Source organism: Vibrio celticus (assembly GCF_024347335.1).
Lineage (GTDB): Bacteria > Pseudomonadota > Gammaproteobacteria > Enterobacterales > Vibrionaceae > Vibrio > Vibrio celticus.
In genome coordinates this window covers 2,966,295-2,988,669 of record NZ_AP025463.1, presented here as the reverse complement: position 1 = coordinate 2,988,669, position 22,375 = coordinate 2,966,295, and the positions used below count along the sequence as shown (strand labels likewise).

Annotated in this window: 12 protein-coding genes, 1 tRNA gene, 2 rRNA genes and 1 other annotated feature; of the genes, 8 read left to right on the top strand and 7 right to left on the bottom strand. The window is 44.9% G+C overall.

What is annotated here, in order from left to right; translation table 11 throughout:
- Nucleotides 1-42: 42 nt before the first annotated feature.
- On the bottom strand, nt 43-1,710 hold the full coding sequence (gene ettA / locus OCV19_RS13435; RefSeq protein WP_017056147.1) for an energy-dependent translational throttle protein EttA: 1,668 nt from the start codon (nt 1,708-1,710) through the stop codon (nt 43-45).
- Nucleotides 1,711-1,973: 263 nt separating this feature from the next.
- On the opposite strand from ettA, the gene OCV19_RS13430 reads away from it, so the two are divergent.
- Nucleotides 1,974-3,923 carry a transglycosylase SLT domain-containing protein gene (locus OCV19_RS13430; RefSeq protein WP_065676743.1) on the top strand — a complete coding sequence of 650 codons (1,950 nt, stop codon included), beginning with the start codon at nt 1,974-1,976 and terminating at the stop codon, nt 3,921-3,923.
- Nucleotides 3,924-4,095: 172 nt separating this feature from the next.
- A complete protein-coding gene (trpR, locus tag OCV19_RS13425; protein WP_048615039.1) occupies nt 4,096-4,389 on the top strand; it encodes a trp operon repressor in 294 nt (97 codons plus the stop codon).
- A 112-nt stretch (nt 4,390-4,501) separates the two neighbouring features.
- Here the strand turns inward: trpR and yjjX are convergent, their stop codons facing one another.
- The 6 genes from yjjX to OCV19_RS13395 form a co-directional block, all read right to left on the bottom strand.
- On the bottom strand, nt 4,502-5,023 hold the full coding sequence (yjjX, locus tag OCV19_RS13420) for an inosine/xanthosine triphosphatase (RefSeq protein ID WP_065676744.1): 522 nt from the start codon (nt 5,021-5,023) through the stop codon (nt 4,502-4,504).
- Nucleotides 4,986-7,364, bottom strand: coding sequence for a putative bifunctional diguanylate cyclase/phosphodiesterase (locus tag OCV19_RS13415; protein ID WP_065676745.1), 2,379 nt, complete (start codon nt 7,362-7,364; stop codon nt 4,986-4,988). Before OCV19_RS13415 ends, yjjX begins: the two co-directional genes overlap by 38 nt.
- Nucleotides 7,365-7,697: 333 nt before the next feature.
- Nucleotides 7,698-8,873: a prephenate dehydratase gene (gene pheA, locus OCV19_RS13410; protein ID WP_065676746.1), complete on the bottom strand. Its 1,176-nt coding sequence runs from the start codon at nt 8,871-8,873 to the stop codon at nt 7,698-7,700.
- 12 nt (nt 8,874-8,885) lie between these two features.
- Nucleotides 8,886-9,007: a sequence feature (Phe leader region), on the bottom strand.
- 110 nt (nt 9,008-9,117) lie between these two features.
- The gene (hpf, locus tag OCV19_RS13405; RefSeq protein ID WP_004735034.1) at nt 9,118-9,453 is read right to left on the bottom strand and encodes a ribosome hibernation-promoting factor, HPF/YfiA family; all 336 of its coding nucleotides are present in this window, start codon (nt 9,451-9,453) and stop codon (nt 9,118-9,120) included.
- Between the two features lie 414 nt (nt 9,454-9,867).
- Nucleotides 9,868-11,292, bottom strand: a complete 1,425-nt coding sequence (locus OCV19_RS13400; protein ID WP_311316349.1) for an MltF family protein — start codon at nt 11,290-11,292, stop codon at nt 9,868-9,870.
- Between the two features lie 138 nt (nt 11,293-11,430).
- Nucleotides 11,431-12,159 (bottom strand): outer membrane protein assembly factor BamD, encoded by a 729-nt coding sequence (locus OCV19_RS13395; RefSeq protein WP_065676748.1) that lies wholly within the window; start codon nt 12,157-12,159, stop codon nt 11,431-11,433.
- Nucleotides 12,160-12,296: 137 nt separating this feature from the next.
- On the opposite strand from OCV19_RS13395, the gene rluD reads away from it, so the two are divergent.
- From rluD to OCV19_RS13365, 6 genes are all read left to right on the top strand, one after another.
- Nucleotides 12,297-13,271, top strand: coding sequence for a 23S rRNA pseudouridine(1911/1915/1917) synthase RluD (gene rluD / locus OCV19_RS13390; protein WP_065676749.1), 975 nt, complete (start codon nt 12,297-12,299; stop codon nt 13,269-13,271).
- A gap of 2 nt (nt 13,272-13,273) precedes the next feature.
- Nucleotides 13,274-14,014 (top strand): peptidoglycan editing factor PgeF, encoded by a 741-nt coding sequence (pgeF, locus tag OCV19_RS13385; protein WP_065676750.1) that lies wholly within the window; start codon nt 13,274-13,276, stop codon nt 14,012-14,014.
- A gap of 142 nt (nt 14,015-14,156) precedes the next feature.
- Nucleotides 14,157-16,730 (top strand): ATP-dependent chaperone ClpB, encoded by a 2,574-nt coding sequence (clpB, locus tag OCV19_RS13380; protein ID WP_048606842.1) that lies wholly within the window; start codon nt 14,157-14,159, stop codon nt 16,728-16,730.
- A 586-nt stretch (nt 16,731-17,316) separates the two neighbouring features.
- Nucleotides 17,317-18,868, top strand: a 16S ribosomal RNA gene (locus tag OCV19_RS13375).
- Between the two features lie 65 nt (nt 18,869-18,933).
- Nucleotides 18,934-19,009 (top strand) — tRNA-Glu (locus OCV19_RS13370).
- A gap of 349 nt (nt 19,010-19,358) precedes the next feature.
- A 23S ribosomal RNA gene (locus OCV19_RS13365) occupies nt 19,359-22,241 on the top strand.
- The 16S and 23S rRNA genes sit together here with 1 tRNA gene alongside, the layout of an rRNA operon.
- The last annotated feature ends 134 nt before the right edge of the window (nt 22,242-22,375 follow it).

Sequence of the window (22,375 nt, the reverse complement as noted above, 5' to 3'; positions counted from 1 at the left end):
AGGCCGCTATTATCGCGGCCTTTGTTCAAAATACAAGCTTATTTACTTAGCGATACGCTTGTACTTGATACGGTGCGGTTCTGCCGCTTGTGCGCCTAGAGTCTGCTTAAGCCACTCAGTGTACTCAGTATAATTACCTTCGTAGAAGTTAACTTGACCTTCATCACGGTAGTCTAAGATATGGGTCGCAATACGGTCAAGGAACCAACGGTCATGCGAGATAACCATTGCACAGCCAGGGAATTCAAGCAGTGCTTCTTCAAGAGCACGTAGCGTTTCAACGTCAAGGTCGTTGGTAGGCTCATCGAGTAGCAGTACGTTACCGCCCGCTTTTAGCAGCTTCGCTAAGTGAACACGGTTACGTTCACCACCAGAAAGCTCACCGATGATCTTCTGTTGGTCGTTGCCTTTAAAGTTGAAACGAGAACAGTAAGCACGCGCAGGGATTTCGAAGTTGTTGATCTTAATGATATCAGCGCCTTCAGAGATCTCTTGGAATACTGTCTTAGTGTCGTCCATGCTGTCACGGAACTGATCAACAGAAGCAAGTTTAACGGTTTCGCCTAGTTCAACTGTACCTGAATCTGGCTGTTCTGCGCCGCTTAGCATCTTGAATAGTGTTGATTTACCTGCACCGTTGGCACCAACGATACCGACGATAGCGCCCTTAGGCATGCTGAACGATAGGTCGTCGATAAGAACGCGATCACCAAACGATTTAGTTAGGTTGTTCACTTCAAGAACTTTGTCACCTAGACGCTCACCTGGCGGGATGAACAGTTCGTTGGTTTCGTTACGCTTCTGGTATTGGCCAGTCGTCAATTCTTCAAAACGAGCCATACGAGCTTTAGACTTAGCTTGACGGCCTTTAGGGTTTTGACGAACCCATTCAAGTTCTTTTTCGATTGTCTTTTGACGTGCGCTTTCGCCCGCTTTTTCTTGCTTAAGACGCTCGTCTTTTTGCTCTAGCCAAGACGTGTAGTTACCTTCCCATGGGATACCTTCACCACGGTCAAGCTCTAGAATCCAGCCTGCAGCGTTGTCTAGGAAGTAACGGTCGTGGGTAATCGCCACAACAGTACCGCTGTAATCGACTAGGAAGTGCTCAAGCCATGCTACTGATTCGGCATCCAAGTGGTTGGTTGGTTCATCAAGAAGCAGCATGTCTGGCTTTTCAAGAAGTAGACGACAGATAGCAACACGACGACGCTCACCACCTGATAGGAATTCAATTTTCGCATCCCACTCAGGAAGACGAAGTGCGTCAGCAGCACGCTCTAGAGCTGTTTCTAGGTTGTGGCCGTCTTTTGCTTGAATCAGCGCTTCTAGTTCGCCTTGCTCTTTTGCAAGTGCATCGAAATCTGCGTCTGGCTCTGCGTAAGCTGCGTAAACCGCATCGATACGCTTAAGTGCGTCAGCAACGTCAGAAACCGCTTCTTCTACGATCTCACGAACGGTTTTTGATTCGTCTAGTACAGGTTCTTGCGGTAGGTAACCTACTTTAAGGCCTTGCTGTGCACGAGCTTCACCATCAATATCAGTATCAATACCAGCCATGATACGTAGTAGGGTAGATTTACCTGAACCATTTAGACCCAAAACACCGATTTTAGCGCCAGGAAAAAAGCTAAGAGAAATGTCTTTAAGAATTTGACGCTTAGGTGGAACAGTTTTGCTCACCCGAGACATGGTATATACGTATTCAGCCATTGCCGATCGATCCTAATTATTGTTCAAAATTGTCTGCTATTTTATACCAATATCCCTAAAGATGTTACTCCTAGGTCAGAAAAGCCATTCTTGAACTAATCCTTACCTATTATTGTCACATTGGTCATTAAAACTATATTTAATAAGCTTCTGAGGCGAAGTGTTAAATATTAATAGTATTTACACTCAAATCCTTTACATTTGATGTGATGTCGGGCGTAAATAGACTTCACGTATTCATACACGCACTAAGGAAAGAGCGAATGTTTTTCCGCATTGGTAATACGAAAATTGCTGTGGCTGCATCAGCAATTTTGTCTTCATTTTCACAGGCTCCGATGGCTATGGCTAGCAACGCCTCTGAGCTTGAAATGCAGCGTGATGTTTATGATAGAGCGCAAGAGGTTTTAGACAACCGTGATCTAAAAGCTTACTCCGCGCTGCGCAACAAAATTCAAACATACCCTTTAACACCTTACACCGATTATCGAGCCTTTCTGATTGGCTTAGGTGATCGCACACCTGCTGAGGTGGATGCTTTCATTGAAGAGAATAGGGCACTGCCATTTTCTAATCGAATGCGCGCACCTTACCTGGATTCATTGGCTTCTCAAAAACAGTGGAAGACCATCCTTGAATTTCAAACTAAAGAGCCTGTCGGTGAAAAATATCAATGCATCTATTATCGAGCGCATTACGAGCAAGGTAACAAAGAGCTCGCCTTTAAAGGGGCGAAACAGCTTTGGTTGAGTGGTAGTGGTGTTGACGACGCTTGTGACCCTCTATTTAAAAGCTGGGATCATGCAGGGTTAAGAACCGATGAGCTGATTCTGGATAGAATGCTGTTAGCGTTCGAGGGTCGTAACGGTAAGTTAATGAGCTATCTGATTAAGCAATTGGATCATGATGAGTCAATTGATCAAGCGAAGCAGATGAAGGCGTTGTACAACAAGCCTGAAAATGTACTCGCGTTTGCTAAGAAACACCCAGCGAATGAATTCTACCAAGCTCAAACCGAGTTTGGTTTTGAGAAACTGGCAAGGAAGTCAGCAAGCAGCGCTCAAGAGATTTTTGATGATGTTGTGAAAGCTCAAAAGTTATCGAAAGAAAAATCTCAAGAGTTAGCGGATTACCTCACGTTCCGTTTGATCAATACTGATTCTGAAGAGCTAATGGCGTGGCGAGACAAAATGCTCGCGAGCTCATCAAAGCAAGTTCTGCTTGAGCGACGTGCTCGTTTAGCGATTCAGCATGCCGATTGGACTGGCTTGAAAGAGTGGATTGCACGCTTAGATGATAAACATCAAGCTTCGCTTCGTTGGCAATATTGGCAGGGCAGAGCTGAAATCGCGACGGGCGATACTGACAAAGGCAATAAGCGACTGTCAGATATCTTGGGTCAGCGTAATTTCTACAGTGTGGCTGCGGCTAAGCAGTTAGGTAAGCCTGTCGAATACCCAACATCGACACTTAAATACAATGCTGAAACAGTGAAGCCATTCGGCACCTCTTTGGTGCGTATTGGTGAGCTAATTGACCGAGATAAAATTGCGGCAGCGAAGAGTGAGTGGCGTTGGTTATTAACTAATGCAGATAAAGAGCAAAAAGCGATGCTTGCCGCTCATGCTGCGACACAGCGATGGAATCACTTTACCGTAACAGCGAGTATCTCTGCGAAGATGTGGGATAACATTGCGCTGCGCTTCCCTGTTGCTCATAAGTGGTGGTTTAACTTCTACGCTGAAAAGCACGATCTCGACCCGATCACCTTGATGTCTTTAGCAAGACAAGAGAGTGCGATGGACTCAGAAGCTCGCTCTCCTGTTGGCGCGCGAGGCATCATGCAAATTATGCCAAAGACGGCGCAATACACGGCGAACAAACATAAGATTAGGTATCAGGGCAGCGATGACCTTTATGATGTCGGCAAGAACATTGAGATTGGCAGTCACTACTTAGATGGTTTACTCGCTCAATATGATGACAACCGTATCTTTGCGTTTGCGGCTTATAATGCTGGACCTAGCCGTGTCAAACAGTGGCGTTCACGTAGCGATGAAAAACTTGATGCCTTCGCTTTTATTGAGATGATTCCATTCAAAGAGACTCGCGGTTACGTTCAGAATATCTTGATGTTTGAGACCTATTATCGAGATATCTTGGGTGAGAAAGGGACGTTTTTAGCGCCCCATGAGGCAAAAACGAAATACTAAGCCTTCGGCATTTTGCCCGAAACTGAGTAAGAATAAAGGCAGTGAGTGCGAACCATTTCCACTTACTGCCTTTTTACATTGGATCGCATCAAGTGTTTCGGTATAAAGTGTTAAACGCTTTCAATCGTTAAGCGACTCTTTAAAGTCAGAATTTAAAAGTAAGTGTAGAGATATGGCATCACAACCTGAATATGATAATTGGCAACAACTGATGGACTTGGTAAAGACGGCTGTCGAAAAAGATCAGCACGAGCTGTTGTTGACCATGATGATGACACCAGACGAGCGAGATGCTCTGGTTGCTCGAATTAATATCTTCTGTGAGCTGATGAAAGGCGATATGTCTCAACGACAGGTGAGTCAAATGCTGGGCGTAGGCGTAGCGACGATCACCAGAGGCTCAAATGAGCTAAAGGCCAAATCTGAACAAGAGAAAGCCGTGATCGCCGACCTATTGCTAAAGTAATAACGGAATTAAGCTATCACGCGAATACGAATTCGATAAAAACGCTAACTGAATGTTAGCGTTTTTTGTTTCTGAAGATTGTTCTTTGAACCTTTCTAAATTTAACGAAGAACTAAATAGGAAAGTGCTCAGGATTCACAAATGGGATCAGCGCTAAAATTAAAGCTTGGTGGTAGACAGAACTGCGCGACAGTTGGTTATGTGTCAGTAGGCCAATGGCACCACCTTTCTGTTTGATATTGTCGGTACCAAACACTTCATCCATCACATCCCCTAACTCGTTTGCATGCTCTAGTTTCTCAAGCACGGCTGGTGGCAGCATCAGGCTTGCTGAACGAGACTCTCCACGTTGACCATTCGCTTCGATCACCATCCAAGCAAAGGTGACGTTTATTTCTATTCCCGCTTCTAGACCAACATAGAAGTCTGCACCGGGCTGAGCTTGAGTTGCGTTGTGAACACGATTCACGGCACCTTGATAGGTTTCATCATTGCTCATCGGTTGTTCGGCGACACCACTAGGGACGCTGATGCCTTTGAAATCAAATTCAGTATCAGGAAAAGCAGATAAGAACGCACTTTTAACGGCGTTAATTTTAGCTGGGTTCAGCGATGCGATGATTACAGATTTCATGTGTCGGATTCTTTTTGTTGTCGATTAGATTGAGTTGATGCTGTCGGTACCATTCACTCAATTCTTCTAGTGGCATGGGTTTACCAAAGTAATAGCCTTGCAGCATATCGCACTGTGCATCCTGTAACCACTGGTGCATGCCTTGAGTTTCAATCCCTTCGGCGGTGACCTTTTTCCCTTGAGCATGACACAACCCGATAACCGGTTTTACGATGTTCTGGTTATTGGTCTCAATCAAGGTATCCAAAAACGCTTTATCCAATTTAATTTTTTGAGTTGGATACTGCACCAGTTGAGTGATAGAGGTATAACCGGAACCAAAGTCATCAATTGCTAATCGATAGCCCATACCCGCCAATTCGTTGAGCAATGGAAAGCCTTCCGAATTCGAATAAAAGGTTTCGGTAATTTCAAAATCAATCAAACTTGGTGGAATATGATTGATTTTTGCGTGTGTTTTAATGAAATCGGCAAGGTGTGTGGTTTCAATCCCAGCAGAAGATAAGTTAATCGACAGCTGAATTGAGTGGTCAAATTGAGCCTGAAGTCGATGGAATGAAGCAAACGCATTCTGTATTACCCAGCGGTCAACATGTTCGAATAGCCCGGTTTGTTCGGCAATTGGAATGAACTCATCGGGTGGAACCAAGCCAAGTTGCTTCGAATTCCAACGTAATAACACCTCAACGCCAATAACATCAGTCCCGGTTGAATCCATGTATGGCATGTAAACGAGTCTAAACTCTTCATCAAAATTCTTGTCTCTAAGCGCACGTTCAATGTTTGCTTGGCGTTGAATCGCTTTGTCTAAATCCCGTGAATAGTCAGCAAATTGGTTTTTGCCTGCACGCTTTGCTTGATACATTGCGGTATCCGCGTTCGACAGTAGCTTCTCGATTGAATCGCCATCATTAGGGTAGGTCGCAATACCAATACTGACCGTGATCGGAAAGCTTCCTGATTCGGTTATAAACCCTTTTTGTAAGGGAGTCAGTAAATCACTCGAAAATCGATGCGCGATATTTCCTCGGTGACTAGGAGCGTTAATGTAAACCACGAATTCGTCACCAGAAAGTCGGGCTGGCATGCAATGAGCATCGAACTCCGTTTGATAGTGGCGACAAATATCTGAAATACGCTGAGCAAAAGAGACCAGAATCGAGTCGCCGATTTGATGCCCATATTTATCGTTCACAAACTTGAAGTTATCCAAATCAAAGTAGAGAACCCAAGTTTCGGTATTTGAACTCGGTTTTGGCAACGATTGCTGAACGAAGGTTTGAAACTGATGCCTGTTGGCGATTTGAGTTAACTGATCATTCTCGGCCAAGAGCTTGGTTTGTTGGTAGGTGTTATCTAGCTCTTGGTACATGTCATAAAAACGCTGTGATAGTCGGCCAAGCTCATCTCGAGTGCCTAAGCGTTCAATGTTCTTCCGTTGTTTTTTTTCTACTTGCTGTAGTTGTCGATCAAGCCGTGTTATCGGAGTAATCACAGTGCGAGACAGAAGTATGAGTAGTAAAGCGACAGTCACAAACGCAGACAGTGCAAACGATAAACTCAGCTTGTTCCATATGGAATCGAGCTTGTTTTCCAACAGGAATTGCGCCGGATCGACCGTGGCGTATAGTTCTGGAGCAAGCTTGACTGAATGGGTGACATCATTTCCCAAAGAAACCGCTATGGATGTGAAAAACAAGCTGGTTTGGTAGTCGAACTCTATCTGTTTTCTAAGCGCATTAAACTTGTCGAGAGAAACAGATACAACAACAAAGAATACATCGCTTGGTTGATTACTTTCGGTTGGAAAAATCGCTTTTCTATCTACCTTTTCATAGTGAACCAACATCCCTTCGCCTTGGGAGTTTTGAATATAGTTGGTACTCGATGTTGCTAGGGTGTCTTGATAGTGCTGGTCAACATACTCCAATATCTTACTGTCAATCTGAGTGCGTGAGTCGTTGCTATTATCTGCGTAGTAACGCAGTTTTCGGTCAGCATTAAGAAGTGCTAAACCCGTATAGCTCTCATCGTCATCTTGCAGGAAATCTATAGCTTCTCGAAGGTTACTAACCAGTTCAAGATCGCGAGATAGATTTTGGTCAGTGAGAAAATAACCTTTCACCATATCGCTTTGAGTCAAGGTGTAAGAGTAGCTATTGAGAAACGAACGAGATTGACGAAAGTATCCGGCTAGTTTTTCCATGTTCAGCTGAAGTGAGTTGTCTTCGCGTTTGATGAAGCTGCTTTTTTGCGTCGAATAAATAATATAGCTAGAAGCCGCGGTACTGATCAGTATCACAGGGGTTATCAGTAGTAAGATTTTAGTACTTAGCTTCATAGTTAATGACAACACTATTTATAATTTAAGCGCGTAAGTTTATGTTACTTAATGCTTACTCGCTATTAATTACACGTAGTTCGATGATTTCCTGTGAAGGGTGTAAGGTTTTGTCTTTATTGATAAAAAAGCCACTAATGAGTTTTTTGTTAGAAATACTTAAGCAGTGGAGGGGATAAGCGTGCCGAATGTGCGAAACAAGTGAATTGTGTTTTAGGCATGCTAGGGTAAGTGCTCTTAAACCGAATGGTATTCGACTAAATGGTGATTTAAGTATTTGGCCTACTGTAGGCCAAATACTTATGTTAGCTAAAAGCTGATACTCGCTCTCAGCTATGACAACTTAACTTGAGTCGCTTTGATATTCTCACTCGGGTAGCAACCTAACACTTTCAGGTGACGAGTAATGGCTGTTAATTCAGTGATTGCTTGCTGCATATTATCTGAATCCAGGTGTGCTTCTAAATCGACATAGAACATCTCTTCCCAAGGGTTACCCATAATAGGACGAGACTCTAGCTTGGTCATGTTGATACCCAAGTGTTGCAGAATCAGTAGTGTCTCGACCAAAGAACCTGCTTCTTGAGAAGTCGACATGATGAGCGTCGTTTTTGCAGGTATTTGAGTGGACACTTCAACAGGCTTACGAGCTACCACGATGAAACGTGTGTGGTTCTCTGTTTGGTTTGCAATGTTGCCCTGAATTGGCTGAAGTCCATAAAGCTTGCCGCTAGACGCATTACCAATTGCAGCAACATCATCACCGTCCAGATCTTTCACCTTCTTCATAGCGTCAGCTGTGCTGGCACAAGACTCAAGGGTTACATCTTTAAGACGGCTCAAGAACTCGCTGCACTGCTGATGTGGTTGTGGGTGCGAGTAAAGTGTTTTGATGTCTTCTAAACGGATATCACTTTTCGCCACTAGGCAGTGTTCGATTGGTTGAGAAAGCTCACCAACGATGTAAAGCGTTGTGTGTTGAAGTAGGTCATACACTTCGTTAATCGAACCTGAGCTGGTGTTCTCAATAGGCAGTACACCGTAGTCGGCATGGCCAGATTCTACCGTAGAGGCTACTTCTTTGAAGTGATTACAGTTTAACTCAATCAACTCCATATTCTTACGACTGAAGTATTCGCGACTCGCAAGGTGAGAGTACGACCCCTTAGAGCCCAAGAATGCAACGCGAGCCAATGGTTTACGACTTTGCGGGTTCGCTAGATTTTGTAAGTATGACTGCTGTAGTAAAACGGAATCTTCGATGATGGTGTGAAACAGCTTGGTAATGTACTGCGCATCAAGTTCGTATTTATCTTTGCCATTGTTGATCAGCTTAACTAATAGTTGTTGCTCTCGTACTGCATCACGAACTGGTTTTGATGTCTCTACCTTGCTTTTAGCAACTTCGATACTTAGCTTGCGACGCTCCGAAAGTAACTTCAGGAGTTCGTCGTCTAAATCATTAAGACGAAGGCGGATATCATCCAGTGAAATTGAGCTGTCAGTCATAAATGTGTCCTTATAAAAAAGCCTCCCTAGTGTGGGAGGCTTCTTGTTCGTTTTTGACTTGTTTTTCTAAAACGACTTAGCCTCCGATTTACGGAAGAAAAAAGAAGTCAAAAATAAACAAAGATTGAGTGTGCATAAAAAGTGATTGTTTTATGAATGTTTAAACACAATAAGCAAGCGAGCTACGAGCGTCAAGCAAAAAAATAGCGCCCTGAGGCGCTATTTTTTAATCTGTTCTCTTTCCTTATTCTACTTCAGCTTCTAGCTCTTCGATTTCAGGCTTTTCAGCGCGGCGCGCTTCTGGTTTATGGCGTAGCTTGTTGAGTTGACGCTCTAGTTTTTGTTCTACTTCGTTGATAGCTACGTAGAGATCATCATGGATTGATGAAGCAACAAGTTGGCCTTTTGGTACGGTTAGTACCGCTTCAAATTTCTTCTTCTTGTTTGGTTCTTCGCTAAAGCTCGCTTGGCAGCCAATGATGTCTACTTGCCATTTATCCAGCTTTTTAAATTTGCTTTCTATGTGATCACGGATTGCAGAGGTAATGTCGATGTTTTTACCAGTGATGTTCATTTTCATAGAAGTTTTCCTCTGTTGTATCCCTCATGGGTTAACTTCAGATTACGACTTTTAGGAATAAAGAATGTGATCTAGAACTTGTTTTGGTTGGGTGGAGTGAGCATTAAAATCAAATGTGATCTCACGCAAGTCTTGATATCTTTTTGGTGAAAAATGCTTGTTATCCTTATGAAAAACGATAACTTGGAGGCAAGGCTTCGCTAAAAATTAAACCAGTTTTTAGGGGCGTCCTACAGCTTATTGAAAGTGCTTGATTGAAAATTGCTCAATAGTGTTTTGTGATATAGGTCTCGTGATATATATCGCTACGTAAGCTTCTTCTGAATTAGATAAGCAAAAGCCGCATAAGTCTTCTTATGCGGCTTTTGTGTTTTTAGACTTAGCTCTCCAACTGTGGGATTGATTGAGGCGATCCTAATCGTTAGCGTTCAGTAATCTCGCTGTACCGTCTTCTCGGATGGCATTGATAGCTTGTAATTGTTTATAGATTACGAAGTAGCGATTGATGTTGGCAACATAGGTTACAGGTTCTTTACTCACGTACTTGCGAGTGATGATTTCTACGTTTTTAAACCAGATGTTTGGGTTGTAGCCTTTCTGCTTAGCAAGGCGCCTCATCTTTCTGATCTTAGCGGGACCTGCGTTGTAAGAAGCCAAGGTAAAGTAGATTTGATTGTCGGGTGATATTGCCGGGTCGTCAAAATATCGGTCTTTGATAAAACGCATGTATTTCACACCCGCATGGATATTGTTATCCACCTTATGGATGTTCTTTATGTTGACGTTTTTATCTTTGGCGGTACTTGGTAATACCTGCATCACACCAATAGCCCCACGATGAGAAACTCTGCTTTGATCCAACCCAGACTCTTGGAAACCTTGTGCAGACATCATCAAAGGGTCGAATTCGTATTTACTCGAATACTTTTCAAAGACATCTGACAGCTTAGCCACTCGGTCTATTTTATTTGGGTTGAGTGCTCTACCTAACCAGCGAGTGTTGTCGATGTATTTCTGATAGATAACATTTCCAAGTAGGGTACCTGTTCGTGCAGTCTTAACGTATTTGTTTATCTCTTTCTTTAACTGAGGGCTGTTTTTTCTCAATGCCCATGCTATTTGGCCATTTTCACGTAAGGGCAAATCATGATGCACTTGAATGTTTTCCATTACGTCGGTCCACAGCTTTGCTTTATGGCTGTCCAGAATTGTGCCCTGAATATAACCTTGGTTGACTAGCTCTATCAGCTCGTAGTCTTGCAGTGATTCTTCAATGAAGTGGACATGCAGTGGTGGTAAACCTAATTCGTTAAGCTCTTTATTGACTCTTTGTACACTCTCGAAGTAACTCGAGCTTGCACGGATCCATACCTCTTTGCCGCTTAATTGCTTGATCTCGGTGATTGGTTCGGCCTTTTTCCCTGTGATAATGAGTTCTTTACCATCTTTAATCATTGGATCTGAAAAATCGATGGTTCGTAATCGTTTGTCAGTGATCGTTAGGTTAGCAACAGCGACGTCACCATAACCAGACTCTAAAGAGGGAAGCAGATCATCTCGCTGCACGGGGATGATTTGAACATTGAGATAGGGATGTTTCTTACGAAGGCTTTTCTCAAAGTGGTAGAGCATTTCTGCCACGATGCCTTTTGGCTTGCCATCCTCGATATAATAGAAACCAAGATCGGCAGATACGAGCACTCTAACCGTTCCTTTGGTTTTGAGCACATCCAAATCACCCATGTAAGGCTTATTGCTTAATGGGGACAGTTCTAATGCGTAGGATAATTGGCTAAATAGCGATATCCAGATAAATAATAACAACCTACTCACATCCACACTCCATGTTGATGTTTTGTTAAAAGTTATCTTTTGAAGATACCGTGTATTATGCGATTCATCAAGTTTGCGATATGTGGTCAAAAAAAACGCGCTAGTAAACTAGCGCGCTTTTTAGGTTGAGATGTAAGAAGTTGATTAAGGTAGTGGGTTTAACTCAATCAACTTTTCAGTTCTTAACACAGCATCATCTAGGCCTAGTTGTTTATAAGCTTCTAGCTGAATCTCTAAAGATTTACGCGCAGCAACGGTATCTGGGTAAGTCTTTTGCAACTCTTGTGTTCTGTTAATAGCAGCAATCCACGCTTCGCGACGTAGGTAGAAGTCCGCAGTTGCTAAGTCATATTCTGCTAGGCGGTTCTTAAGTGCGAAGATGCGTTTTTGTGCATCTTCAGCATAAGGGCTGCTAGGGAAACGTTCGAGTAGTCGCTTGAAATCTGCAAAAGCGAGTTTCACTGGCTCAGGGTCTCGGTCACTACGGTCGATATTGAAAATATCGTGCATGAAGTTTCGGTCTTGCGCCATGTGCGTTAAGCCACGCATGTAAAGAACCCAGTCTTGTTTCTCATGAGTTGGGTTCAAACGTAGGAATCGTGAAATGGTAGCGAGGCCAAGTGCCAAGTCATCATTTTTGTAGTAAGCGTAAATCAGATCGAGCTGTACTTGCTCAGAATAGGCGCCGAATGGGTAACGTGAGTCTAGGGCTTCTAGCTTTTCTATTGCTGAAAGCCAGCTACCGCTCTGCAGTGATTCTTGAGCGTCAGAGTAGAGAACCGATGGTGGTACATCTGGCACTATCTCTTCACTACTTGAACAACCAACCAAGAGTGATACGGCTAATAGACCCGATAAAGTAAGGTGTTTCATGTCAGGCGTCGATTCCTTGAATTAAATATTTCGTAAGCTTCCGTTACTTTCTAACCAGTAACAGATACAATGATGCAATTATTCTATTTTATCCATACTAATGGGTATTAGTCTCACGGTTTTTAAAAAAGTTCGATATGGCTCAGCAGATCACATTAACAGACACAGTAAAAAGCAGCCAGTTAGGTCAACGTTTAGACCAAGCTGTCGCTGAACTATTTACCGATTTTTCTCGCTCTCGCATTAAAGAGTGGCTTCTTGACGGCAAAATCCAAGTGGATGGCGAAGTTATTACTAAGCCGCGCGTTAAGGTTTTGGGCGGTGAAGAGATCATCTTGCAAGCTGAACTTGCAGATGAAGAGCGCTGGGAAGCACAAGATATTCCTCTAGACATTGTCTATGAAGATGATGACTTATTGGTTATCAATAAGCCTCGCGATCTGGTTGTACACCCAGGCGCAGGCACACCGGATGGAACCATACTAAACGCATTGCTTTTCCATTACCCACAGATTGCAGAAGTGCCTCGTGCAGGTATTGTGCACCGTCTGGATAAAGACACAACAGGCCTTATGGTTGTGGCTAAAACGGTTCCAGCTCAAACTCGTCTTGTGCGTGCTCTTGCTAAGCGTCGTATTACTCGTGAATATGAAGCAATTGCAATTGGCAAAATGACCGCTGGTGGAGTGGTAGAGAAAGGCATTAGCCGTCATGCAACTAAGCGTACTTTGATGGACGTAAATGAACTAGGAAAGCCAGCGGTAACTCACTACCGTGTTGCTGAGCACTTCCGCGAGCATACTCGTATTCGTCTACGCCTAGAAACGGGTCGTACTCACCAAATTCGTGTTCACATGTCATACCTTCAGCATCCGCTGCTAGGTGACGTTGCATACGGTGGTCGTGCTCGTATTCCAAAAGGTGCATCTGAAGAACTAACAACAATGATTCGTTCTTTTGATCGCCAAGCACTACACGCAGTTATGCTTAAATTTGTTCACCCAATTACAGGTGAAGAAGTTGAGTTCCACGCTCCTGTGCCAAATGACATGGTTGTGATGGCTGAAGCGTTACGTATTGATGCTCGCGAAAACTTGGAAGACGACATTTAATTATGTCGATGATCATCCCTAACTGGAATGCACCAAAAAACGTGAAAGCATTTGCTTCGACACGTTTTGATGGTTTTTCTACTGGTGCGTATCAAGGGTTAAACCTAGGTACGCATGTTGGGGATGATGCTTCGCTTGTTGAAAACAACAGAGCCTGGCTCAAGCAACACGCTAATATGCCTACAGTTCCGGTATGGCTAAATCAAACTCACTCAACAGATGTCGTTACTGTTTTACAACCTACGGCAGATATTCTTGATGCGGACGGTGCATTTACTACAGCTAAAGGTGTTGTTTGTTCTGCGATGACAGCCGATTGCTTACCTGCAATCCTTACTGATACCAAAGGCACTCAAGTTGCTGCTGTTCATGCTGGTTGGCGTGGTCTTGCTGGTGGAATTCTTGAAAATGCCGTCGCAAAGTTTTCAAACTTAGGTTCAGAGAATAAGATCATTGCTTGGCTTGGTCCTGCAATAGGCAAACAAGCTTTTGAAGTAGGCGATGATGTGTTGGAAGCTTTCGTTAGTTTTGACCCTCAAGCTAAGCTCGCATTTGAAGCCAAAGCTGAACCGGGCAAATGGCTAGCGAATATGTCTCATCTTGCAACGCAACGACTGAACAAAGCTGGCGTGACTTCTGTGACAGACTCTAATCTATGTACCTTCGCTGATGCAGATGCGTTCTATTCTTATCGTCGTGATGGTATTACTGGACGCCAAGCTACTTTTATTTGGTTAGAGTAACCTTTAGCTAGTGCAACCAGTCATCCAGCTCATTTATATTTTTATAACAGCTCTATTCTTCATTCTTATCCCTTGAAAATCCGCATTACCGTATCCATCTTCTAAGCATAAGATAAACATATCTAAGAGTAGGAAGGTTGGCATGCGTCTCGATCGATTCACTAGTAAATTCCAAATTGCGATATCTGATGCTCAGTCGCTCGCATTAGGTCGTGATCACCAATATATAGAACCTGTGCACCTAATGGTGTCTTTGCTTAATCAAGATGGTAGTGCAATTCGTCCATTGCTCACCATGCTGAATATTGATGTGGTTCAATTGCGTTCTAAATTGAGCGAAATATTAGACCGAGTGCCTAAAGTAAGCGGCATTGGTGGTGACGTTCAGCTATCGAATGCGATGGGAACGCTGTTTAACCTATGTGATAAGGTCGCGCAAAAGCGTCAAGACAGTTACATATCTTCAGAAGTATTCCTACTTGCTGCCATTGAAGACAAAGGCCCTTTAGGAAACCTACTTAAAGAGCTAGGTCTTACCGAGCAAAAATTATCTCAAGCAATTGAACAAGTTCGTGGCGGCCAAAAGGTCGATGACCCGAATGCGGAAGACAGACGTCAAGCACTAGAGAAGTTCACTATTGATCTGACCGAAAGAGCAGAGCAAGGCAAGCTGGATCCGGTGATTGGCCGAGATGACGAAATTCGTCGCACTATCCAAGTACTTCAACGCCGTACTAAGAATAACCCTGTCATTATCGGTGAACCTGGTGTCGGTAAAACAGCGATAGTCGAAGGTTTAGCGCAGCGTATTATCAATAATGAAGTACCGGAAGGTTTGAGAGGCCGGCGTGTACTTTCGTTAGATATGGGCTCTTTGATTGCCGGTGCTAAATATCGTGGTGAATTTGAAGAACGTTTGAAATCAGTTCTTAACGAATTATCAAAAGAAGAGGGCAACATCATTCTCTTCATCGATGAAATTCACACCATGGTAGGTGCGGGCAAGGGTGAAGGCTCTATGGATGCGGGTAATATGCTGAAACCAGCATTGGCTCGTGGTGAACTTCACTGTGTAGGTGCAACGACACTCGATGAATATCGCCAGTATATAGAGAAAGATCCTGCGTTAGAGCGTCGATTCCAAAAAGTGATAGTCGATGAGCCAACTGTGGAAGACACAGTCGCAATTCTCCGCGGTTTGAAAGAGCGCTATGAACTTCACCATCATGTAGAAATTACCGACCCAGCGATTGTCGCAGCGGCAACCTTATCTCATCGATACGTTTCTGACCGTCAGCTGCCAGATAAGGCGATTGATCTGATTGATGAAGCGGCTTCGAGTATTCGTATGCAGATCGACTCAAAACCTGAGTCACTAGATAAGCTCGAGCGTAAGATCATTCAGTTAAAGATCGAGCAGCAAGCTCTTACTAATGAGAATGACGAAGCCAGTGAAAAACGCCTTCGAACATTACAAGAAGAGCTTTCTGACAAAGAACGAGATTTCGCAGAGCTCGAAGAAGTGTGGAATGCAGAGAAAGCCGCACTTTCTGGCACACAACACATCAAGTCCGAGTTAGAACAAGCTCGTATGGATATGGATTTTGCAAGACGTGCTGGTGATCTTAACCGAATGTCTGAATTGCAATATGGTCGAATCCCAGAATTAGAGAAGCAGTTAGATCTTGCGACTCAAGCTGAGATGCAAGAGATGACCTTACTACGTAATAAGGTCACGGATGCAGAAATTGCAGACGTACTATCGAAGCAAACAGGTATCCCTGTTTCTAAAATGCTAGAGGCTGAGAAAGAGAAGCTTCTTAAAATGGAAGGTGTTCTGCACAAGCGTGTTATTGGTCAAGCGGAAGCAGTAGAAGTGGTATCGAACGCGATTCGTCGTAGCCGTGCTGGTTTATCTGATCCGAACAAGCCGATTGGCTCCTTCTTATTCCTTGGCCCAACTGGTGTTGGTAAAACCGAGTTATGTAAAACACTCGCAAACTTCATGTTTGATAGTGACGATGCAATGGTGCGTATCGATATGTCTGAGTTTATGGAGAAACACTCTGTTGCTCGTTTGGTTGGTGCTCCTCCAGGTTACGTTGGATATGAAGAAGGTGGCTACTTAACAGAAGCGGTACGCCGCAAGCCCTATTCGGTGATTTTGCTAGATGAAGTAGAGAAAGCGCATCCTGATGTATTCAATATATTATTGCAGGTGCTTGATGATGGACGCTTAACTGATGGACAAGGTCGGACCGTCGACTTTAGAAACACGGTAGTGATCATGACTTCGAACCTTGGCTCTTCGAGAATTCAAGAGAACTTCAATACGCTCGATTACCAAGGAATAAAGAATGAGGTGATGGAAGTAGTAGGCAAACATTTCCGTCCTGAGTTTTTGAATCGAGTTGATGAAAGCGTTGTGTTCCACCCATTAGGTCAAGAGCACATTCAATCGATAGCCGCTATTCAGCTTGAGCACCTCAAGAAGCGAATGGAAGACAATGGTTATGAGCTTGAAGTCTCGGATAAAGCACTCAAGTTAATTTCTCAAGTCGGTTTTGACCCAGTATATGGTGCACGACCTTTGAAAAGAGCGATTCAACAAAGTGTCGAGAACCCTTTAGCGAAAGCAATATTGGCAGGAAAAATTAATCCAGATAAAAAAGTACAACTATTAGTAAACAACGACCGCATTATTGCTCACCAGTAGTTTAAGTAAGAATTGTAGGTACGATTGGCCAAAATCAAGGTGTAATCGTACCTATTTTGAACGCTTTGTGTGAATAGTGTTCGAACGGTCGCCTGTGGCGGTTTTTTTTCGTTTTTGGCCTTGTGCAAAGGATTATTCTCTCTATAATGCGCCTCCGTTGCCAAGGATAACCAAGCGGTTTGAACTGAATGACGAGACGGTGATAAGCATTTAAGATGCTTTGAAAAAATAGCTGGAAAAAGTGTTTGACACTGGAACCCAATTCGCTAGAATAGCCGTCCACTTCGAGAGGCTCCTTATTAAAAGGAACGCTCAACAAGTAAAGCTCTTTAACAATTTAAACCTATCAATCTGTGTGGGCACTCGTTGATGAATATCAAAACGTTTTATCGTTAGATAAAACAGATTCTTCGGAATCAAAATTGATTTCAATGAACTGAGTGACCAATACGTTTAACTACTTGTAGTTATTCGGCACAGTCAATTCATTATCATTCTGTTGGAATGATAATAGCTTTAGAATTACATGTTCATTTTCGAATGAATATTAGTTTTGAAGTCAGTATTCGTTGAGTCACAAAATCTTAAATTGAAGAGTTTGATCATGGCTCAGATTGAACGCTGGCGGCAGGCCTAACACATGCAAGTCGAGCGGAAACGACACTAACAATCCTTCGGGTGCGTTAATGGGCGTCGAGCGGCGGACGGGTGAGTAATGCCTAGGAAATTGCCTTGATGTGGGGGATAACCATTGGAAACGATGGCTAATACCGCATAATGCCTACGGGCCAAAGAGGGGGACCTTCGGGCCTCTCGCGTCAAGATATGCCTAGGTGGGATTAGCTAGTTGGTGAGGTAATGGCTCACCAAGGCGACGATCCCTAGCTGGTCTGAGAGGATGATCAGCCACACTGGAACTGAGACACGGTCCAGACTCCTACGGGAGGCAGCAGTGGGGAATATTGCACAATGGGCGAAAGCCTGATGCAGCCATGCCGCGTGTATGAAGAAGGCCTTCGGGTTGTAAAGTACTTTCAGTTGTGAGGAAGGGGGTAGCGTTAATAGCGCTATCTCTTGACGTTAGCAACAGAAGAAGCACCGGCTAACTCCGTGCCAGCAGCCGCGGTAATACGGAGGGTGCGAGCGTTAATCGGAATTACTGGGCGTAAAGCGCATGCAGGTGGTTCATTAAGTCAGATGTGAAAGCCCGGGCTCAACCTCGGAACTGCATTTGAAACTGGTGAACTAGAGTACTGTAGAGGGGTAGAATTTCAGGTGTAGCGGTGAAATGCGTAGAGATCTGAAGGAATACCAGTGGCGAAGGCGGCCCCCTGGACAGATACTGACACTCAGATGCGAAAGCGTGGGGAGCAAACAGGATTAGATACCCTGGTAGTCCACGCCGTAAACGATGTCTACTTGGAGGTTGTGGCCTTGAGCCGTGGCTTTCGGAGCTAACGCGTTAAGTAGACCGCCTGGGGAGTACGGTCGCAAGATTAAAACTCAAATGAATTGACGGGGGCCCGCACAAGCGGTGGAGCATGTGGTTTAATTCGATGCAACGCGAAGAACCTTACCTACTCTTGACATCCAGAGAAGCCAGCGGAGACGCAGGTGTGCCTTCGGGAGCTCTGAGACAGGTGCTGCATGGCTGTCGTCAGCTCGTGTTGTGAAATGTTGGGTTAAGTCCCGCAACGAGCGCAACCCTTATCCTTGTTTGCCAGCGAGTAATGTCGGGAACTCCAGGGAGACTGCCGGTGATAAACCGGAGGAAGGTGGGGACGACGTCAAGTCATCATGGCCCTTACGAGTAGGGCTACACACGTGCTACAATGGCGCATACAGAGGGCAGCAAGCTAGCGATAGTGAGCGAATCCCAAAAAGTGCGTCGTAGTCCGGATTGGAGTCTGCAACTCGACTCCATGAAGTCGGAATCGCTAGTAATCGTGAATCAGAATGTCACGGTGAATACGTTCCCGGGCCTTGTACACACCGCCCGTCACACCATGGGAGTGGGCTGCAAAAGAAGTGGGTAGTTTAACCTTTCGGGGAGGACGCTCACCACTTTGTGGTTCATGACTGGGGTGAAGTCGTAACAAGGTAGCCCTAGGGGAACCTGGGGCTGGATCACCTCCTTATACGAAGATATTTACGATGAGTACCCACACAGATTGATATGTTTAAACAGTTAAGAGTAACCTATGTCCCGTTCGTCTAGAGGCCTAGGACACCGCCCTTTCACGGCGGTAACAGGGGTTCGACTCCCCTACGGGATACCATCTTTAAGCGCATTTATTTAAGTGTTTTTAAAAATGGTTCATTTTATTGAATCAAGCTCTTTAACAATTTGGAAAGCTGACTGATTGATTTACTTACGAGTAATTCAATCAAATTTAAAAGTTCTCAATGTTTATCTGCTCTTAGTTAATAAGAACGGTATAAACACAACAAACACATTCAAGTGTCTTGTATTCGATTCAAATTCGTTTGAATCACAATTGAGTCCGGCAAACAGTTATCAAGAATTAACCCTTCTTGATGACAACCAAAAACCTTGGTTAGTTGCCATACGCTTATTTGTCTTCACTTTTTAAAGTGAAAGTAAATAGAAACCCTTTCGGGTTGTATGGTTAAGTGACTAAGCGTACACGGTGGATGCCTTGGCAGTCAGAGGCGATGAAAGGCGTAATAACTTGCGATAAGCCCAGATTAGGTAGTAATAACCTTTTGAGTCTGGGATTCCTGAATGGGGAAACCCACGTGCATAAGCACGTATCCTGTTGTGAATACATAGCAACAGGAGGCAAACCGGGGGAACTGAAACATCTAAGTACCCCGAGGAAGAGAAATCAACCGAGATTCCGAAAGTAGCGGCGAGCGAAATTGGATTAGCCCTTAAGCTTTTAATGATGCAGGTGAAGAGTCTGGAAAGTCTCGCAATAAAGGGTGATAGCCCCGTAACCGACACATCATAATCAGTGAAATCGAGTAGGGCGGGACACGTGATATCCTGTCTGAATATGGGGGGACCATCCTCCAAGGCTAAATACTACTGACTGACCGATAGTGAACCAGTACCGTGAGGGAAAGGCGAAAAGAACCCCTGTGAGGGGAGTGAAATAGAACCTGAAACCGTGTACGTACAAGCAGTAGGAGCACCTTCGTGGTGTGACTGCGTACCTTTTGTATAATGGGTCAGCGACTTAATTTTAGTAGCAAGGTTAACCGTTTAGGGGAGCCGTAGGGAAACCGAGTCTTAACTGGGCGTACAGTTGCTAGGATTAGACCCGAAACCAGGTGATCTAGCCATGGGCAGGTTGAAGGTTGAGTAACATCAACTGGAGGACCGAACCGACTAATGTTGAAAAATTAGCGGATGACTTGTGGCTAGGGTGAAAGGCCAATCAAACCTGGAGATAGCTGGTTCTCCCGAAAGCTATTTAGGTAGCGCCTCGGACGAATACTACTGGGGTAGAGCACTGTTAAGGCTAGGGGTCATCCCGACTTACCAACCCTTTGCAAACCCGAATACCAGTAAGTACTATCCGGGAGACACACGGCGGGTGCTAACGTCCGTCGTGAGGGAAACAACCCAGACCGCCAGCTAAGGTCCCAAAGTATAGCTAAGTGGGAAACGATGTGGGAAGGCTCAGACAGCCAGGATGTTGGCTTAGAAGCAGCCATCATTTAAAGAAAGCGTAATAGCTCACTGGTCGAGTCGGCCTGCGCGGAAGATGTAACGGGGCTAAGCTATACACCGAAGCTGCGGCTACGTACCTTAGGGTATGTGGGGTAGGGAGCGTTCTGTAAGCCGTTGAAGGTGGTCTGTAAGGGCTGCTGGAGGTATCAGAAGTGCGAATGCTGACATGAGTAACGATAAAGGGAGTGAAAAACTCCCTCGCCGGAAGACCAAGGGTTCCTGTCCAACGTTAATCGGGCAGGGTAAGTCGACCCTAAGGCGAGGCCGAAAGGCGTAGTCGATGGGAAACGGGTTAATATTCCCGTACTTCTTACAATTGCGATGGGGGGACGGAGAAGGCTAGGTGGGCCTGGCGACGGTTGTCCAGGTTCAAGTACGTAGGCGGGTGGTTTAGGTAAATCCGGACCGCTACTAACGCTGAGATACGATGTCGAGCTACTACGGTAGTGAAGTCATTGATGCCATGCTTCCAGGAAAAGCCTCTAAGCTTCAGATTGTAAGGAATCGTACCCCAAACCGACACAGGTGGTCGGGTAGAGAATACCAAGGCGCTTGAGAGAACTCGGGTGAAGGAACTAGGCAAAATGGTACCGTAACTTCGGGAGAAGGTACGCTCTTATCAGTGAAGTCCCTTGCGGATGGAGCAGACGAGAGTCGCAGATACCAGGTGGCTGCAACTGTTTATTAAAAACACAGCACTGTGCAAAATCGTAAGATGACGTATACGGTGTGACGCCTGCCCGGTGCCGGAAGGTTAATTGATGGGGTTAGACTTCGGTCGAAGCTCTTGATCGAAGCCCCGGTAAACGGCGGCCGTAACTATAACGGTCCTAAGGTAGCGAAATTCCTTGTCGGGTAAGTTCCGACCTGCACGAATGGCGTAATGATGGCCACGCTGTCTCCACCCGAGACTCAGTGAAATTGAAATCGCTGTGAAGATGCAGTGTACCCGCGGCTAGACGGAAAGACCCCGTGAACCTTTACTACAGCTTGGCACTGAACATTGAACCTACATGTGTAGGATAGGTGGGAGACTTTGAAACCGCGTCGCTAGATGTGGTGGAGTCGTCCTTGAAATACCACCCTTGTAGTTTTGATGTTCTAACGTTGGCCCCTGAATCGGGGTTACGGACAGTGCCTGGTGGGTAGTTTGACTGGGGCGGTCTCCTCCCAAAGAGTAACGGAGGAGCACGAAGGTGGGCTAAACACGGTTGGACATCGTGTGGTTAGTGCAATGGCATAAGCCCGCTTGACTGCGAGAATGACAATTCGAGCAGGTGCGAAAGCAGGTCATAGTGATCCGGTGGTTCTGAATGGAAGGGCCATCGCTCAACGGATAAAAGGTACTCCGGGGATAACAGGCTGATACCGCCCAAGAGTTCATATCGACGGCGGTGTTTGGCACCTCGATGTCGGCTCATCACATCCTGGGGCTGAAGTCGGTCCCAAGGGTATGGCTGTTCGCCATTTAAAGTGGTACGCGAGCTGGGTTTAGAACGTCGTGAGACAGTTCGGTCCCTATCTGCCGTGGGCGTTGGAAAATTGAAAGGGGCTGCTCCTAGTACGAGAGGACCGGAGTGGACGAACCTCTGGTGTTCGGGTTGTCATGCCAATGGCATTGCCCGGTAGCTAAGTTCGGAATCGATAACCGCTGAAAGCATCTAAGCGGGAAGCGAGCCTTGAGATGAGTTTTCCCTGGCACTATAAGTGTCCTAAAGGGTTGTCGTAGACTACGACGTTGATAGGCAGGGTGTGTAAGTGCTGCGAGGCATTGAGCTAACCTGTACTAATTGCCCGTGAGGCTTAACCATACAACACCCAAGGGGTTTTGTGGACTCAAAACTATTTGTCTCCGCTTTTTAAAAGCAGAAACAAAGTACAAACGCTTGAATGAGTTTGAAGAGATAGACTTTTAAATCAGTTTTCCAGATTATTTTGCCTTCAG

Coding starts and splice junctions, on each gene's coding strand:
- rluD (WP_065676749.1), top strand. CDS start 12,297: ATGGCTCAGCAGATCACATTAACAGACACAGTAAAAAGCAGCCAGTTA.
- yjjX (WP_065676744.1), bottom strand. CDS start 5,023: ATGAAATCTGTAATCATCGCATCGCTGAACCCAGCTAAAATTAACGCC.
- clpB (WP_048606842.1), top strand. CDS start 14,157: ATGCGTCTCGATCGATTCACTAGTAAATTCCAAATTGCGATATCTGAT.
- ettA (WP_017056147.1), bottom strand. CDS start 1,710: ATGGCTGAATACGTATATACCATGTCTCGGGTGAGCAAAACTGTTCCA.
- OCV19_RS13415 (WP_065676745.1), bottom strand. CDS start 7,364: ATGAAGCTAAGTACTAAAATCTTACTACTGATAACCCCTGTGATACTG.
- OCV19_RS13430 (WP_065676743.1), top strand. CDS start 1,974: ATGTTTTTCCGCATTGGTAATACGAAAATTGCTGTGGCTGCATCAGCA.
- OCV19_RS13395 (WP_065676748.1), bottom strand. CDS start 12,159: ATGAAACACCTTACTTTATCGGGTCTATTAGCCGTATCACTCTTGGTT.
- pgeF (WP_065676750.1), top strand. CDS start 13,274: ATGTCGATGATCATCCCTAACTGGAATGCACCAAAAAACGTGAAAGCA.
- trpR (WP_048615039.1), top strand. CDS start 4,096: ATGGCATCACAACCTGAATATGATAATTGGCAACAACTGATGGACTTG.
- hpf (WP_004735034.1), bottom strand. CDS start 9,453: ATGAAAATGAACATCACTGGTAAAAACATCGACATTACCTCTGCAATC.
- pheA (WP_065676746.1), bottom strand. CDS start 8,873: ATGACTGACAGCTCAATTTCACTGGATGATATCCGCCTTCGTCTTAAT.